Source organism: Thermococcus sp. LS2 (genome assembly GCF_012027375.1).
Classification (GTDB): domain Archaea; phylum Methanobacteriota_B; class Thermococci; order Thermococcales; family Thermococcaceae; genus Thermococcus_B.
Genome location: NZ_SNUI01000007.1, coordinates 41,118 through 55,401, shown reverse-complemented (window position 1 = coordinate 55,401; position 14,284 = coordinate 41,118). Strand labels below are relative to the sequence as shown.

The 14,284-nt window shown below is 42.4% G+C and carries 16 protein-coding genes; 6 read left to right on the top strand and 10 right to left on the bottom strand.

Annotated features, from left to right (window positions below; all coding sequences use genetic code 11):
* Positions 1-30: 30 nt before the first annotated feature.
* From E3E24_RS09580 to E3E24_RS09555, 6 genes are all read right to left on the bottom strand, one after another.
* On the bottom strand, positions 31-1,161 hold the full coding sequence (locus E3E24_RS09580; protein WP_167887070.1) for a SufD family Fe-S cluster assembly protein: 1,131 nt from the start codon (positions 1,159-1,161) through the stop codon (positions 31-33).
* A complete protein-coding gene (gene sufB, locus E3E24_RS09575; protein ID WP_167887071.1) occupies positions 1,161-2,585 on the bottom strand; it encodes a Fe-S cluster assembly protein SufB in 1,425 nt (474 codons plus the stop codon). The genes E3E24_RS09580 and sufB overlap by 1 nt, the downstream gene beginning before the upstream one ends.
* Positions 2,572-3,306 (bottom strand): Fe-S cluster assembly ATPase SufC, encoded by a 735-nt coding sequence (gene sufC, locus E3E24_RS09570; protein ID WP_167887072.1) that lies wholly within the window; start codon positions 3,304-3,306, stop codon positions 2,572-2,574. The genes sufB and sufC overlap by 14 nt, the downstream gene beginning before the upstream one ends.
* A gap of 154 nt (positions 3,307-3,460) precedes the next feature.
* Entirely contained in the window at positions 3,461-4,558 is a 1,098-nt protein-coding gene (gene thiI, locus E3E24_RS09565; protein ID WP_167887073.1) for a tRNA uracil 4-sulfurtransferase ThiI, read from the bottom strand.
* A 1-nt stretch (position 4,559) separates the two neighbouring features.
* Positions 4,560-5,519, bottom strand: coding sequence for a ThiF family adenylyltransferase (locus E3E24_RS09560; RefSeq protein ID WP_167887130.1), 960 nt, complete (start codon positions 5,517-5,519; stop codon positions 4,560-4,562).
* A 200-nt stretch (positions 5,520-5,719) separates the two neighbouring features.
* Positions 5,720-6,244: a ferritin gene (locus E3E24_RS09555; protein ID WP_167887131.1), complete on the bottom strand. Its 525-nt coding sequence runs from the start codon at positions 6,242-6,244 to the stop codon at positions 5,720-5,722.
* Positions 6,245-6,378: 134 nt separating this feature from the next.
* On the opposite strand from E3E24_RS09555, the gene E3E24_RS09550 reads away from it, so the two are divergent.
* The gene (locus tag E3E24_RS09550) at positions 6,379-7,041 is read left to right on the top strand and encodes a M48 family metallopeptidase (protein ID WP_206205025.1); all 663 of its coding nucleotides are present in this window, start codon (positions 6,379-6,381) and stop codon (positions 7,039-7,041) included.
* Between the two features lies 1 nt (position 7,042).
* A complete protein-coding gene (locus tag E3E24_RS09545) occupies positions 7,043-7,798 on the top strand; it encodes an MBL fold metallo-hydrolase (protein ID WP_167887074.1) in 756 nt (251 codons plus the stop codon).
* A 12-nt stretch (positions 7,799-7,810) separates the two neighbouring features.
* Here E3E24_RS09545 and E3E24_RS09540 read toward each other — a convergent pair whose 3' ends face one another.
* From E3E24_RS09540 to E3E24_RS09530, 3 genes are read right to left on the bottom strand one after another with little or no spacing between them, the layout of a single operon-like run.
* Entirely contained in the window at positions 7,811-8,224 is a 414-nt protein-coding gene (locus tag E3E24_RS09540; RefSeq protein ID WP_167887075.1) for a secondary thiamine-phosphate synthase enzyme YjbQ, read from the bottom strand.
* Positions 8,175-8,501, bottom strand: coding sequence for a VanZ family protein (locus E3E24_RS09535; protein ID WP_167887076.1), 327 nt, complete (start codon positions 8,499-8,501; stop codon positions 8,175-8,177). Before E3E24_RS09535 ends, E3E24_RS09540 begins: the two co-directional genes overlap by 50 nt.
* Positions 8,498-9,403, bottom strand: a complete 906-nt coding sequence (locus E3E24_RS09530; RefSeq protein WP_240912212.1) for a thiamine-phosphate synthase family protein — start codon at positions 9,401-9,403, stop codon at positions 8,498-8,500. Before E3E24_RS09530 ends, E3E24_RS09535 begins: the two co-directional genes overlap by 4 nt.
* Before the next feature lie 108 nt (positions 9,404-9,511).
* Between E3E24_RS09530 and pyrB the strand changes: the two genes are divergently transcribed.
* The 4 genes from pyrB to E3E24_RS09510 all read left to right on the top strand — a co-directional run bounded on the left by pyrB (position 9,512) and on the right by E3E24_RS09510 (position 13,631).
* On the top strand, positions 9,512-10,444 hold the full coding sequence (gene pyrB, locus E3E24_RS09525; protein WP_167887077.1) for an aspartate carbamoyltransferase: 933 nt from the start codon (positions 9,512-9,514) through the stop codon (positions 10,442-10,444).
* Positions 10,441-10,896 (top strand): aspartate carbamoyltransferase regulatory subunit, encoded by a 456-nt coding sequence (gene pyrI / locus E3E24_RS09520; protein ID WP_167887078.1) that lies wholly within the window; start codon positions 10,441-10,443, stop codon positions 10,894-10,896. The genes pyrB and pyrI overlap by 4 nt, the downstream gene beginning before the upstream one ends.
* A gap of 75 nt (positions 10,897-10,971) precedes the next feature.
* A complete protein-coding gene (locus E3E24_RS09515; protein ID WP_240912213.1) occupies positions 10,972-12,531 on the top strand; it encodes a D-glucuronyl C5-epimerase family protein in 1,560 nt (519 codons plus the stop codon).
* Positions 12,528-13,631 carry a D-glucuronyl C5-epimerase family protein gene (locus E3E24_RS09510; RefSeq protein WP_167887079.1) on the top strand — a complete coding sequence of 368 codons (1,104 nt, stop codon included), beginning with the start codon at positions 12,528-12,530 and terminating at the stop codon, positions 13,629-13,631. Before E3E24_RS09515 ends, E3E24_RS09510 begins: the two co-directional genes overlap by 4 nt.
* On the opposite strand, the gene E3E24_RS09505 is transcribed toward E3E24_RS09510, so the two are convergent.
* A complete protein-coding gene (locus E3E24_RS09505) occupies positions 13,611-14,195 on the bottom strand; it encodes a hypothetical protein (RefSeq protein ID WP_167887080.1) in 585 nt (194 codons plus the stop codon). The two genes, E3E24_RS09510 and E3E24_RS09505, sit on opposite strands and share 21 nt — an antisense overlap.
* Positions 14,196-14,284 lie beyond the last annotated feature (89 nt).

Genomic DNA, 14,284 nt, shown 5'->3' with positions numbered 1-14,284 from the left:
ATGTTTTTGGACAGAAATGGTAAATAAAAATCAGAGAAGCGCGAGGATAGTCCCTTTAATGTTCTTGCGTGCTTTCTCTTTTAACTCCTCCAAGTGCTCAGTTAGAGCTTCCCCAATGCCGTGAATAAACAGACTTAAAGCTTCTTTCCTGTCAAGTCCCCGTGAGCGGAGGTAGAAGAGAGCATCCTCGTCGAACTGGTGAACTGCTGAAGAGTGAGACGCTTCCTCGATTTCACTCGTATCGACTTCAAGCATCGGTACGCTCACTCCAAGGGAACCTTCATCCATTATAGTTACCTGCGAGATCACCCTGCTCGATGCATTTCTCGCACTCTCGAAGACCTTTGCTATTCCTCTGTGGACAGTCCAACCTTTCTGATAGGAGAAGCCGTGGATTTTGGTCTCACTTTTGCTCTTTTCGCTATACTGAAGAACGTTAGTGAGGTAGTCAACGGCTGAGCCTATCCCTATGGGCATTCCTCTCAAGATAAGCTCGGTTTCCCTACCTTCAAGCGAGTAGTCTTCACGGTGATGGCTCATTTCTCCACCTTTAACGAGTGTAAAGGCCTTAACCCTAGTGTTGTCGCCAAGCGACGCTCTCATGAGATAGTAGGATAATGCGGAATGTCTTCCAATGGTCAGAATTTCGAGGTCAGAGTTTTTAGCCTTAAGCTCTATTACAAGGGATTTAGTCCCTTTTTCACTCAAATCATAGATGACTATCGGCGCCTTAACGTTCTCTGCCTCGATTGAGACGTGATGGCTAATGAAACCCTTCTCCGAGAGATGCGAGACTATGACAAGAGGCTCCTTTAAGTCCTCCACTATCCTGAGCTTGTAAGCTTTTTTGAGAGTGTAGAAGTGGAAGCCGAGGATTCTCGACTCCTCTGGACTTGAGAGGCCGAGCGTTCCTTCTTCAAGCACAATGCCCTTTGGAAGGTTGAAGCTTGCCTCACTTCCTGAGAGAAGGACGTGCGCCTTAATCTTTACTTCTCCGGCCTTTGCCTCCGTCGGAAGCCTAAGTGGTGAGTTCTCCTCGAAGAGCTTCCACTTGGTGTAGCTCTTTATGGTTGGACTGTCTCCGTACTTCTGATACTCAAGCTTTTTCAGCTTTTCAAAGCGCTTGTCAAAGGGCTTGTCAGAGAGCTCGATAGAGCGCATCAGCCAACACCCCCCACTTCGCTGAACTCCAGCTCTATGACCCTCTTGAGCACCTCTACATACTCGAAGGGTAAGCCCTCGAGAATTTCGCTGATAAAACCAAGCACTATGAGACTCTTTGCTTCTTCTTCCCTTATGCCCCTCGTGTTCATGTAGAAGAGCTTGTCCTCGCCGAGCTTTCCAGTTGTTGCCTCATGGATTATACTCGCTGTGGGTTCATCGTTCTGATTGTGAGGATAGGTGTAGGCCTTGCTCTTCTTGTCGAGGATGAGTGAATCACAGGAAACCGTGGCGGTCGAGTTCCTGGCGCCCTTAATGATCCTCACCAGACCGCGGTAGATGTTTATTCCACCGTTGGCGCTTATGCTCTTCGAGACTATCTTGGAGCTGGTGTTTGGAGCTAAATGTATTGTCTTTGCTCCAGTATCCTTAAGGAACGGCCCATTGCTGAGGGAGACGACATACTGGGCTGTTCTGGCACCTTCTCCTTTGAGGATGCTCGAGGGGTAGGTGTAGGTTATTTTACTCCCTATGCTACCCTCAATCCACTCTACGTAGGCGTTCTCCTCGATAACAGCCCGCTTGTTGTTGAAGTTTATTACATTGCGGCTCCAGTTCTGTATCGTGGTGAACTTGACGGTGGCATTTTTGTGGGCGTAAATCTCAACCATACCATCGTGGAAGGAGAAGCCCTTGTACATTGGAGCTGAACAGCCCTCTATAAAGTGTATGTAGCTCCCCTCGTCCGCAACCAAAAGCGTGTGCTCGAATTGTCCCTCCAATGCAGAGCCTATAACGAAGAAAGCCTCAACGGGGAAGGGAATTCTCACTCCCTTGGGCACATAAACAAAGACGCCACCGCTCCAGAGGGCGTGATGTAAAGCAGAAAACTTGTGCTCTCCAGCTGGAAAGACTCTGCCGAAGTACTTCTTCACTAAATCCGGGTATCTCTTTACTGCCTCCTCCATTGGAATCATGATTATGCCCTTCTTCTCGAACTCCTCCTTGAGCTTCGAATAGACGCTCTCGCTGTCGAATACAGCAGTTAAGCCTGAGAGGAACTTCTTCTCAATCTCTGGAATGTTAAGTCTTTCGAATGTTCTCCTGATGTTCTCTGGCAAATCATCCCAGTTCCTAACCTCGTTCCCTATCTCGGGCTTTGAATAGAGGACTAAGCTCTCTAAATCGAGCTCCTCAACGCCGACAACCCATCTAGGCATCGGCAGCTTGTAGAAGAGCTCTAAAGCCTTGAGCCTGTGCCTGAGCATCCACTCCGGCTCGCCTTTTATCCTCGAGAGCTCCTCAACCATGTCTTTTGTCAGCTCTCCCTTGAGCTCTATCTCTTTTGGATAGGGCACTGCTGTGCCGAGTATCTCCTCGAGTGAACCAGCCTTGAGGATTTCTTGAAGTTTAGACTGCTCCATACTCCTCCACCGCCGCGAAGCCCTTCTCCTCAATCACTTTTACGAGCTCAATGCCGCCAGAAGCCACGAGCTTGCCGTCCTTGAGAACGTGAACTCTCTGGGCGTTGAGGTATTCTAGAATCCTGCCATAGTGAGTTATGAGCAGAATTGAAGTTCCTTCTCTGTGGAGCCTGTCAATTATGCCTGCTATAACCTTGAGCGAATCAACATCAACACCGCTGTCAGGCTCGTCAAGGATTAAGAGCTTAGGCTTCACGAGGTAAGCTTGAAGCATTTCAAGCTTCTTCCTCTCTCCACCAGAGAAGCCAACGTTAAGCTCCCTTGACAGTACTGAGCTGTCTAAGCCAAGCTCATCAACAGCATTGAAAATTATCTCATACGCCTCAACCTCATCTATGCCTCTCAGATTCTTCAGCATCCTCTGGAGGAACTGGATAACTTTAACACCCTCGACCTCTACCGGATGCTGGAAGCTGAGAAATATCCCCTTCTTTGCTCTCTCCTCTGGCTTCATCTCAGTTATATCCTCGCCTTCAAAGAGTATTCTACCTTTCACAACCTTGTATCTTGGATGGCCCGCTATAGTTAAAGCCAGCGTTGATTTTCCGCTTCCATTAGGTCCCATGACGACGTGAAGCTCGCCCTCACCAATGCTAAGCGTAATCCCTCTAAGTATTTCCTTATCCATAACTTTGACGTGTAAATCTTCCACTTTCATCATGTTCATCACCGTCCTCTATATACACGAAATTGGGTAGAAAAGTTCACTTTTAAAACCTTTCTTCACAAATATGTGTAATGAAAATGCAGAAATTAGTGGAGTCAAGTAAAGAAACCGAAAAGAGAAGAGTTAGTGGGAGTCTGTTAACACTTCCTTAGAGGTTTGAGCTGTCCATTTTTTCCAGCTCTTCAAGTATCCTCTGGAACTCCTCAGCCTTCCCTTGCGTTACAACCCTCTCAGGTCTGAAGGGGCAGTCGCAGTAGGGATATTCCAAAAAAGCTTGATACGTCCCGATTTCCCTCGCTATCTTAACTATCTCCTCCTTGTCCATTCCCAAAAGCGGTCTGTGTATTGGAAAGCGAACACTCATGGTCTCAAAGTAAAGGTTAGCCAACGTCTGCGAAGCCACTTGGCCAAGAGAATCACCAGTCACAATACCCAATGCACCTTTTTCTTTCGCTATCTCCGCTGCTCTCCTCAGCATTGCTATCTTACACACGACACACGTCCATTCTCTCATATTGAGTCTGTTTAATGCCACAACATATGGCTTCAAAACTTCAAAGTGGTTCTCCACGATGAGCTCAATGTCCCTTGGAGAGTAATCATTGAGTATTTCAACGGTCTTCTCAACAACTTTCCTCGCATTTTTTCCTTGGTCGAAGTGAACCGCTATAATCTCTGCTCCCCTTTTCATCATAAGAAATGCTGCCACTGGAGAATCAATGCCGCCGCTTAAAAGGGCAACAACTTTTCCTTGAGTGCTTACAGGAAGGCCACCAACACCTTTGATCTTTTCAAAGAAAACGTAGGCCTTCTTCTTTATAATTTCAATGCCTATTGTGAGCTCTGGATTTTCCAGATCAACTTTCCAGCCGAATTCTCTAACAATGAATGCACCGATTTCTCTGTTGACTTCAACAGAAGTCTTTAGGAAAGTCTTATCTAATCGCTGGGTTTCCACTTTGAAGCTTTTTGGATTCAGACCTTTCAAGGCTTCTCTTAAATAGTTTGGCACTTCCTCGTAGCTCATCTCCCTCGCTGGTGAAACCGAAACAACACCCGGAACTTTTGCAATGATTTTAGCCGCTTCATCGGGTGCATCAACCAAAATCCTTCCTCGAATTAGCTCTGCTTTTGCTTCAATCCCCTTTCTCCTTAAAGCAGCCAAGATATTCTCCAAGAGCTTCCTTTCAAATTCTCTCCTTCTCCCCCTCTTTACTGCTATCTCACCATAACGAACTAGTATCATCTCAACCACCTAAATAGCGTGCAAAGAAGTTTTTAGCTTCTTTTTCATCTTCTGCTCCTCTAACTACCATCCTTCCGCTCTTAAAGATTAGGATTTCGGCATAGTCATCCTCAAACTGGATGAACTGCGAAGTCTTGAGGTATTCTTTACCCAGAGCTTCAAGCCTCTTAGCCAGCTCATCAAGGTTTACAGACATCTTCTCAGGTGGGGTTACTTGGATTGAGCCGTCGCACATCCTCTCAATTCTCATCTGCTTTTCCAAGAACGTGAAGTTGTGCCTAACGCAGGCTTCACAGTCATCTCTTCTTGGGATCTCTATCTTCTCAAAATCCAAGGTCTTTGTATCAAAGAATATCATCTCGCTTTTCACTTCTTCTCCCAAGAGAATTTTCACAGCTAGAGCAACGGCTAGTGAAGCAGCCAGAGGAGGAACATAGCTCATTATTCCGGCAACGGCACAAGTGGGCATAGGCTTTGATGGCAATTTAGGCATCAGACAGCGGAAGCAGGCAGTCTTCCCCGGGATTATTGGCATTATATTGCCATAAGTGCTTAAGACTCCAACATAAATCCACGGTTTGCCGTTCTTAACGCAGTAGTCGTTTATGACTTGGCGCGTGTAGATGTTGTCTGTTCCGTCAATAATCAAGTCAGCTTCATCCAAGAGGCTTACAGTTGATGGATTTAAGTCCTCAAAATAACCCTTAACGCCGAATTTTTCCTTTAGAACTTCAACCTTTGGTTTTTCCACATCTTCTTCGTCATAGATAGTTCTCGGTAGGTCATTGTAATCCACAAAGTCCCTATCAACGACTATAATCTCACCAACGCCCACTTTTTTCAGAAAATAAACCTCCCAGCTCCCAAGAGCACCAGCACCTACTACTGCAACTTTAGATTTCATGAGCTTCTTTTGACCTTCTAAACCGATGATTGGGAAGTGCCTCGAAAATATCTCCATTCTTATCACCTGAACTCCACTCGTTTCTTTTATTTATGAAGTTATCCTCACAAATTTGTGTAATTAACTTAGATCTTAGATTCCACATTTTGGCAACTTTTATTTGAGTCAGCTTTTCAATTTATTAAAATAGGAATACTGTAATTTAGTCCATGCACAACTCATATAATCTATAAGATTAACCAAAAGAAAAGAAAAATTCAGCCTCCCACTTGAAGGAGAAGATTTGGAAGCTGCGGCTGTCTTTGGCCGAGCTCCTGGTCAAGCATGAAAAGCACTTGCGGACTGTCCTTTGCAAACTTGAGCTTATCAACAATCTTCTTGACGTTAGCCTCTTCTTCAACCTGTTCGTTTATGAACCACTCAAGGAATGCCCTCGTTGAGTAGTCCTTTTCCTCCTCTGCTAAAGCTGCTAACTCGTTTATGCACTTACTTATGAACTGCTCATGCTTGTATGCGGCCTCAAATGCTGCCAGCGGAGACTCCCACTCTTTTGGTGGCTGCTCTATTGCTTTCAGCTCTACCCTACCATTTCTGTCATAGATGTAGTTGTAGAATCTGAGTGCATGTCCGAGCTCTTCCTCAGCTTGCGCTTTCATCCAGTTAGCGAAGCCTTCTAAGTTAAGATCCTCAAAATAGGCTGCCATTGCAAAGTATAGGTATGCAGAATACAACTCCCTATTGAGCTGCTCATTTAGAGCTTTAAGCATTCTTTCGCTCAGCATTTTCATCACCATCTATAACTAAAATGCACCAAGTATTTAACATTATCCTCAACCAAGAAACAATATTGTTAATAGGAAGCTGTTAAGCATCAGTAAGAGTCTAATTTATAAGCCAAAGCACCCAAAACAATAACATGCATGAAATTGAAATCAACGGCAGAAAAATTAAATACGAGCTCATTTTGCGGCCTGTTCGCTATGTGAGAATTTATGTTCAGCCGGAGGGATACCTGCGGATAGTTTCTCCAACTCGGAATGTAAAGCCCATTCTAAAATCAAAGGAACAATGGATTTTAAAAAATCTTGAAAAAGTTGAGAAGGGTAAAATATTAGCATCTCGGGGATTTCCTCTTTTTGGAAAATTTTATGAAGTCTGGAGCTGCCCAAGAACTAAGATTTTTACTGATGTCATTTGTGTTTCAAACCTTGAAAGTCTGAAAAGAATTATCAAGAAGGAGCTTAAGAAAAAGGTCGAGGAAATAATTGGGAAAAGGGCAGAGCAGATTGGAAAGAGACCAAATAAAGTGTTTATTAGAGTCCAGCGAAATAAATGGGGTAGCTGTTCATCAAAAGGAAACCTAAGCTTGAACATAACACTTGCAGCCCTTCCAGAAGATCTTTTGGATTACGTCATAACCCATGAGCTTGCCCATCTAGTGGAGCTGAACCACTCCAAACGCTTCTGGAAGCTTGTAGCAAAAGCTCACCCCGATTATAAGAAGAAGAGGGAGGAGTTAAAGCTGTGGTGGGTAATCGTTAATAATAACGAGCTGTGGAAAAAGATTTTGGGTGAGTAAAATGAGGGTAATAATCCTGGGCTCTGGCTCATATAGTGGTACTCCCAAACCTCTATGCAACTGTGAAAACTGTGTTAGAGCAAGGAAATATCCTCAATACAAAAGGACCAGATTTTCAGTCTTCATTCCAGAGATAAAAGCGTTGATCGATCCCTCACCAGATTTGCACTATCACCTAGAGCATTTGAATATGGAAGTGAAGAAGGTTTTCATAACTCATGCCCACTTTGATCACATAGCTGGGCTTCCAGAACTGCAGATTTTCAAGGGGGTCAAGTTTTACTCCCATGAATACGCAGTAAACGTTGCAAAGCATCTGCAAGAGCTTTTCTTAGGTGAGAGAGACTGGAAGTACATACCCTTAGAATTCAACCGCTGGTATGACTTTGGATTCAACGTTTATCATTTCCCAACAGTGCACCACCCAATAGAGGTTGCTGGGGGATTTGTTATTGAAATTGGAAAGAAAAGGATTGCAATTACCGGAGACACAGGGCCAGAGATTCTAAGCGATGAGAATGCCATAGAAGTCATGAAAGGAGCGGATTTGCTCATAGCAGAGATGACCCATAAGCAATCAATTCCCAAGACACACTTGGGTGTTGAAGATGCAATAAAGCTGGCCCAAAAAGTTGAGGCTAAGAAGACAGTTTTTGCCCACATAAGCCACAGCAATTACACTCAAGAGAAGCTTGAAGATATGGTTAGAGATAATGGCTACATAATTGCAAGGGACTTTATGTATGTGGAGATTTAAGAGGAGAAAAAATCACTCCCCAATAGCTTGCAGAATTACTTTTCTCTTTCTTGGCCTTACATCAAGCTCAACGAAGAATATCTGCTGCCATATTCCTCTAACCAGCTTACCATCAATGATTGGTAGAACTAATGATGGTCCCAGCAGAGAAGCTCTCAGATGAGAGTGGGCATTGTTGTCAATCAGATCATGATTATATCCTTGTCCTCTTGGGACGAGTTCTCTCAATATTCTCTTGAAATCCTCAAGGAGTCCGCTTTCGTGTTCAATTGTGATAACTGCTCCTGTTGCTCCTGGGACAAATATTAAGACTTGCCCATTGGTTATTCCGCTTTCTTCAACGAACCTCTCAACCTCATGCGTTATGTCAACGAGGTCAATTTCTCCCCTTGTGGAAAAGTGAAGCTCCTTTCTTACCACTCTCATACCACCACCCCACAATAACTCCAACTCCAAAGCCTATTAGGTTTGCGACCATATCATAGTACGAAAAGCATCTTCCGGGGACAAAGAGCTGGAGGTATTCAAGGACAATAGGCAACGCGAGGAGAAAAGCCTTATCATACCCCAAAATTCCCAAAATAAGGAACTCCAAGAAGTGTGCAATTTTATCTCCTCCGCTTATTGGAACTGTCGGAACTCTGGGGGTTAAGTTAGCATAGAGGAGAAAAAGCAAGTATGCAAAGAGAAGCTTCTTTCTCATAGGAAACTCTCCAGCTTCTTAACCTTCTCAACAACTTCAATTGGATCTCTTCCGAAGATGTAAACACATGGCTCAATTCCAAAAGCCCCCTTGTCTATCACTGCATCTAAGGCACCTTTTTCTTTAAAAAGCTGAACTATTAACTCAACAGTTTTGTCCTCATCCCTCTTCTTTTCTTCTATGCCATCCACTTTGAATCCTGCTTTTCTGAGTGCATCTTCTATTTTTTCATCGAATTTTATATTAATGACACTTCTTATTTCTGGAGCAACCTTTGAGAGCTCAAGAAGAATCTTTGCTGTATGCCTGCTCACACCAAATTCTGGTGGCAAAGCAAAAGCCTTTCCCTTTACAACTGTTATCCTCCCCGGAACTGCTGCTACATCACTAAAATCTTTAGGCTCCGGTAAAGCGTAAGCTATGTTGCTCCTAATTTCGGGAATTAGCTGAAGGAACTTATCATCTTGCAAAAGCTCGCTCAAAGCCAAATTTAACCTTTCTAAAACTTCACTCCTTGAGGGTATCGTCATAAAAATTTCCCTGCAGATTGACTCCTCAATTCCAGCATACTCTGCATAATATTTGCAGAGAAATCCGCACTGGAAAAGCTCAAAAAACTTTCTCGCCGTGAATTTTATAATTTCCTCTTTTTTAGCACCATAAGTTATGAGCTTTGCAATTTCCTCTGCAATTTCTTCAATTTTTTCGTCTAACTCCCTCTCCAACTTTTTATATTTCCCAGCCAAATACTTGCTAACCATCGCTTGAGTTATTCCCAAGTAATCAGCTATCTTTGCTTGGGTAAATCCTTCCCTATAGAGCCTTTGAGCAACTTTAGCCCTTAAAGTGGGCATTATCTCTTCAACCCAAAAGACACATGGTGTTTTCATTTTTCCTCCCATTCTTGATTTTTAAAACTTGGTTATAAAATTATCTCCCTCACAATTATAGACAAATTTATGTCAAAAAAGCTTTAAATAGGTGTAAAAATTTACACGAGAAGGGCTTTTATGCAAGGATGGAAAGGTCGGGATGTTATTAGCATTAGGGATTTTTCTAGAGAGGATATTGAGTACGTTTTGAGCACTGCAGAAAGGCTTGAGAAGGAACTCAAGGAAAAAGGTTCTCTTGAGTACGCAAAGGGAAAAATTCTGGCAACGCTTTTCTTTGAGCCATCAACGAGGACGAGACTGAGCTTTGAGAGTGCAATGCACCGATTAGGAGGCTCAGTTATCGGATTCGCAGAGGCTTCGACGAGCAGCGTAAAGAAAGGAGAAAGCCTCAGAGATACAATCAAAACAGTTGAACAGTACAGCGATGTCATTGTGATAAGACATCCCAAGGAAGGAGCTGCAAGGCTTGCAGCAGAAGTAGCAGAGATTCCGGTTATCAATGCTGGTGATGGAAGCAATCAGCACCCAACACAAACCCTACTTGACCTCTACACAATAAAGCGTGAATTTGGGAAGATTGATGGACTCAAAATTGGTCTCCTCGGTGATCTAAAGTACGGAAGAACAGTGCACAGCTTGAGTGAAGCTCTAAGCCATTATGATGTAGAGCTCTACTTAATCTCTCCAGAGCTTTTAAGAATGCCAAGACACATAGTTGAAGAACTCAAGGAGAAAGGAGTGAAGGTTTACGAAACAAGCGACTTAGAGAGCGTAATTGGAGAGCTTGATGTTCTCTATGTAACAAGAATCCAGAAGGAGAGATTTCCAGACGAGCAAGAATATCTGAAGGTTAAAGGAAGTTATGTGATTGATTTGGAGATTCTAAAGAAAGCCAAGGAAACGCTGAAAATCATGCACCCACTTCCAAGGGTTGATGAAATACACCCAAGTGTCGACTCAACGAAGCATGCTATCTACTTTAGACAGGTCTTTTCTGGAATTCCCGTGAGAATGGCACTGCTTGGACTTACACTGGGGGTGATTGAATGAGCGAGCTTAAGGTTTCAGCAATTAAAGACGGGACCGTCATTGACCACATTCCAGCAGGAAAGGGGCTTAAAGTCATTGAGATTCTCAAGCTAAATGTATTAAACGGTGGAACGGTGCTTTTAGCTATGAACGTCCACAGCAAAAAGCTTGGGAGAAAAGATATTGTAAAAGTTGAAGGGAAGTACCTCAGCGAAGAAGAAGTTAACAAAATAGCCCTAATTGCTCCAACCGCTACTGTAAACATCATAAGAGATTATAGAGTTGCAGAGAAGTTTAACGTCGAAGTTCCAGAAAAGATAAGCGGAATTCTGAAATGTGCAAATCCGAACTGCATAAGCAACCATGAATACGTAGTCCCAAAGTTCTACGTTATATCGAAAGAACCTCTGAAGGTGAGATGCCACTACTGTGAAAGGATTATGGAAGAAGAGGAAATCTTGGCAAATCTTTGAATTTTTCAATTTTTCTCTGTGCTATGGAATTATTAGTGTACCAAAAGCTTTATATTGCCCTTAGCTCTTTTTCCTATGGGGAGTAGTATGAAACCGGCAAGGATTTTCATCATCTCGATAATTCTCATGCTGTCCCTAGGCTGCATCTCTGTCGAGACATCTTTTCATTCCCATAACCACAACTATCCAATCAAAGTTTTTGTTCAAATCGAAGAGGAAGATGCTATTTTTGAGTTTGCAAAATTTGAGCTGACAGTTGGTAATGTAACTATTGATAAGCTGAACACTCCAGTCTTTGTTGGGAGGGTAGGCGAAAATAATGGAGAAGTCCCAGTAATTTTTACTGTAAAAGGAAGCCTCACGAACTGGTATGGGAAGAAAATCAAGATAAAGGAGCTGCTCTCATCATCTTTCAAGGCAACGAGCAATGATAAAATTTTGATAACCTTAAAAATCTATAAGGAAGAGGGCACACTTAGGGTTAAAATTGATGAAAAGAAGTCCGGAATCATCGGAAGGGACGTTCCAGAAGAAGTATTCCTAAGCCCAGAGGAAGCTCTTCTGAAGAGAGCCAAAGGAACAAAGTTTTATGAAGAACTGATAAGAGAAATCGAGAAGAACAAAGTGATAAGAGATAAACTGCTAGAAGAATACGAAAGAACGGAAAATCTGACGTATTTAAAGAGCTACAGAGACTCTTTTTATGCCATCAGAGTTTTTGGGGAGCTCGCAAAGTGGAGAGAACTAAATGACATTGAATACAAAATCCTCTTGGCAGAGCTAAAGGCAAATAACGCTTACTATTCCTATTACACCTCCCCAACCAAAGATTTTTCTGCACTCGTTTTTTCTGATGACTCACCATATTATTCAACATTCAAGATCAAGGATTCATTCAATTCCTCCTTACCTTTTATATATTACACGGGCAGAGGCTTCAACCTCTACCCAGTAACAGCCATCCACTGGGCCGAAATGTACTTTCAAAGAGAACAGAATGAAAAAGCTCTCCAAATCTTAAAAGAGCTCAGCCAATATGCCCAGTACGGAGAATACAACGGAGAAGAATACGTGCTTTTCAAGAATTATTTCCACTTTGAAAATGCTTCAGTTCCATGGGTTTCTGGATATGCTCAAGGCATGGGTGCTGGGGTTTATGCAATAGCTTATAACTTAACAGGCAATGAAACCTACTTGAGAATAGCTAAGGGGTTGGTGAATTCCTTCGACTTGCCATTAAGCATGAATGGCTTTGTTTCACACACAAAATATGGAGACTGGTATCTTGAATACAACTACAACTCAAATGAGCTCGTTCTAAACGGACACATCATAGCTCTGCAGGGGCTTTACTATTACTGGCAGGTAACCCACGACGAAAAAGCTTGGCGGCTTTTCCAAAATGGAGTTCATGCTGTAAGAAATGCACTCCCAATATTTGATACCGGCTCGTGGTCGAAATATTCAAATATTCATGGAGATGCCAGCGAATTCTACCACCGTTTACATATTAGACTCTTGAAGTGGCTCTATGATGTTACTGGGGACAAATATTTCCTAGAATATGCAAGAAAATTAAATGATTACCTCACGATTAGAGGTCTAAAACCAGAAAAGATTCAGGTGAGCGGATGAGAGAGAAAGCTTTAATTTTGGTCTTTATGCTGCTGACTTCTTCTCTCTTTGCTATATATGAAAATGCAGAAAACCAAGTTTTAGCTCAAACCGAGGATCCAGAACTTATCACTCTTCTCCAAGGAAACGAGAATGTTGTGCTTGATAACTTCATAGCATTTCTCAGCACCATGAATCCTCTTTATCTAATCTCAAGCTTTGAGGCTTCTTATCCCCTTTTAGTGTTTTCAAAGGTAGAGCTAACCCCAGAGAGAAATAAAATCTTAAAAGCAACACTAAGAGCAAACAATGAATTCTATTCCCACTATTTATCACCACTTAAAAGCTTCTATGCAGTTTCATTTGCAAGCTCTGCACCATATAATAGCGTATTTCTTGCAAACTCAAGCTTTAAAAGTGCCTTGCCCTATGTACACTACAACTTTAGGGGATTAGTTCTTTATCCAGTTACAGCACTCCACTGGGCTGATGTTTATTTCCAGATAGGTAAAGAAGAGAAAGCTCTAGAAATATTAAGGGAACTCCGGCAGTACTTGGTCACAAAGAATTACCAAGGACTAGAATATGCAGTTTTTGAAAACTACTTCCACTTCGAGAACTCTTCAATCCCTTGGATTTCAGGCTATGCTCAGGGACTAGGTGCTGGCTTGTATGCAAGAGCTTACAACATTACAAAAAATGAGAGCTACCTAAAAACTGCCCAGCTCCTAATGAACTCATTCAGAGTTTCTTACAGCAAAGGAGGATTTGTTGTAAATTCAACTTATGGACTTTGGATTTTAGAGTATGCTTACAACTCAAACGAGCTTGTGCTGAATGGACATATAATAGCACTCCAAGGTGTTTATTACTATTGGGAAATTACAAACGATACCTATGCAAAATGGGTTTTTGATGAAGGTGTGAAAGCTGTTAAAAAAGCTCTCCCGGACTTCGATGAAAACGGATGGAGCTTGTACTCAAACATTCATGGCAGAGCGATGAAAAATTATCACAAACTCCATATCCAGCTTTTGGAATGGCTCTATGAAAAAACAAAAGATGAAAAATTCAAGGAATACGCAGAAAGATGGAGGAGATCACTCCAAAATGTGGGGTAGTGCCCTAATTACAGGCAGACTTATTAGGATTCCTCCGATTACATCCACGGCACTCTGAATTGCATTTGGAATTGCTATCACAAGCCAAAATGGAATGTGGAACCACTCCTCAATCTTTGGGATAACTTGCTCTCTTGGAATGCCGAGCCATATTGGAAGTGCATAATAATAGTTCAGTCCAACCATGAGAGGTATTCTAATCGCAATGCTAATCAGATAAGCAGAAACGATAAATGCAATGAGCTGCTTTTCTGTGTAGCTCTCTGGATTGAATTTTGTAAGTTTTTTTGCTATCTCAAGACCTAAGATTACGCTGAGCGTTGCAAAGAACTTCATGCTAGCACCAAGCCATGATGCTGGGGACACTATGCTGAGTCCAACGAAGAGCAACGCTAGAGATATCAAGGAACTTGTAAAGCCTAGTAAGATGTAAACAACAACTATTGGTATTGCAACTAAATCTATCGTCATCCCCCACTGAGTAGGCACCTTGAGTGGAGAAACATTTAACATTAAACTAAGAGCCAGCATTATTCCAATTAGAGCTATCTCCCTTGATTTCATTCACACCACCATTTCCAAGTTTGTTCCATAATTTATAAAATTTTGTTCCATAAATAGAACAATTGAATGGAACACATTTGAGAAGCAAA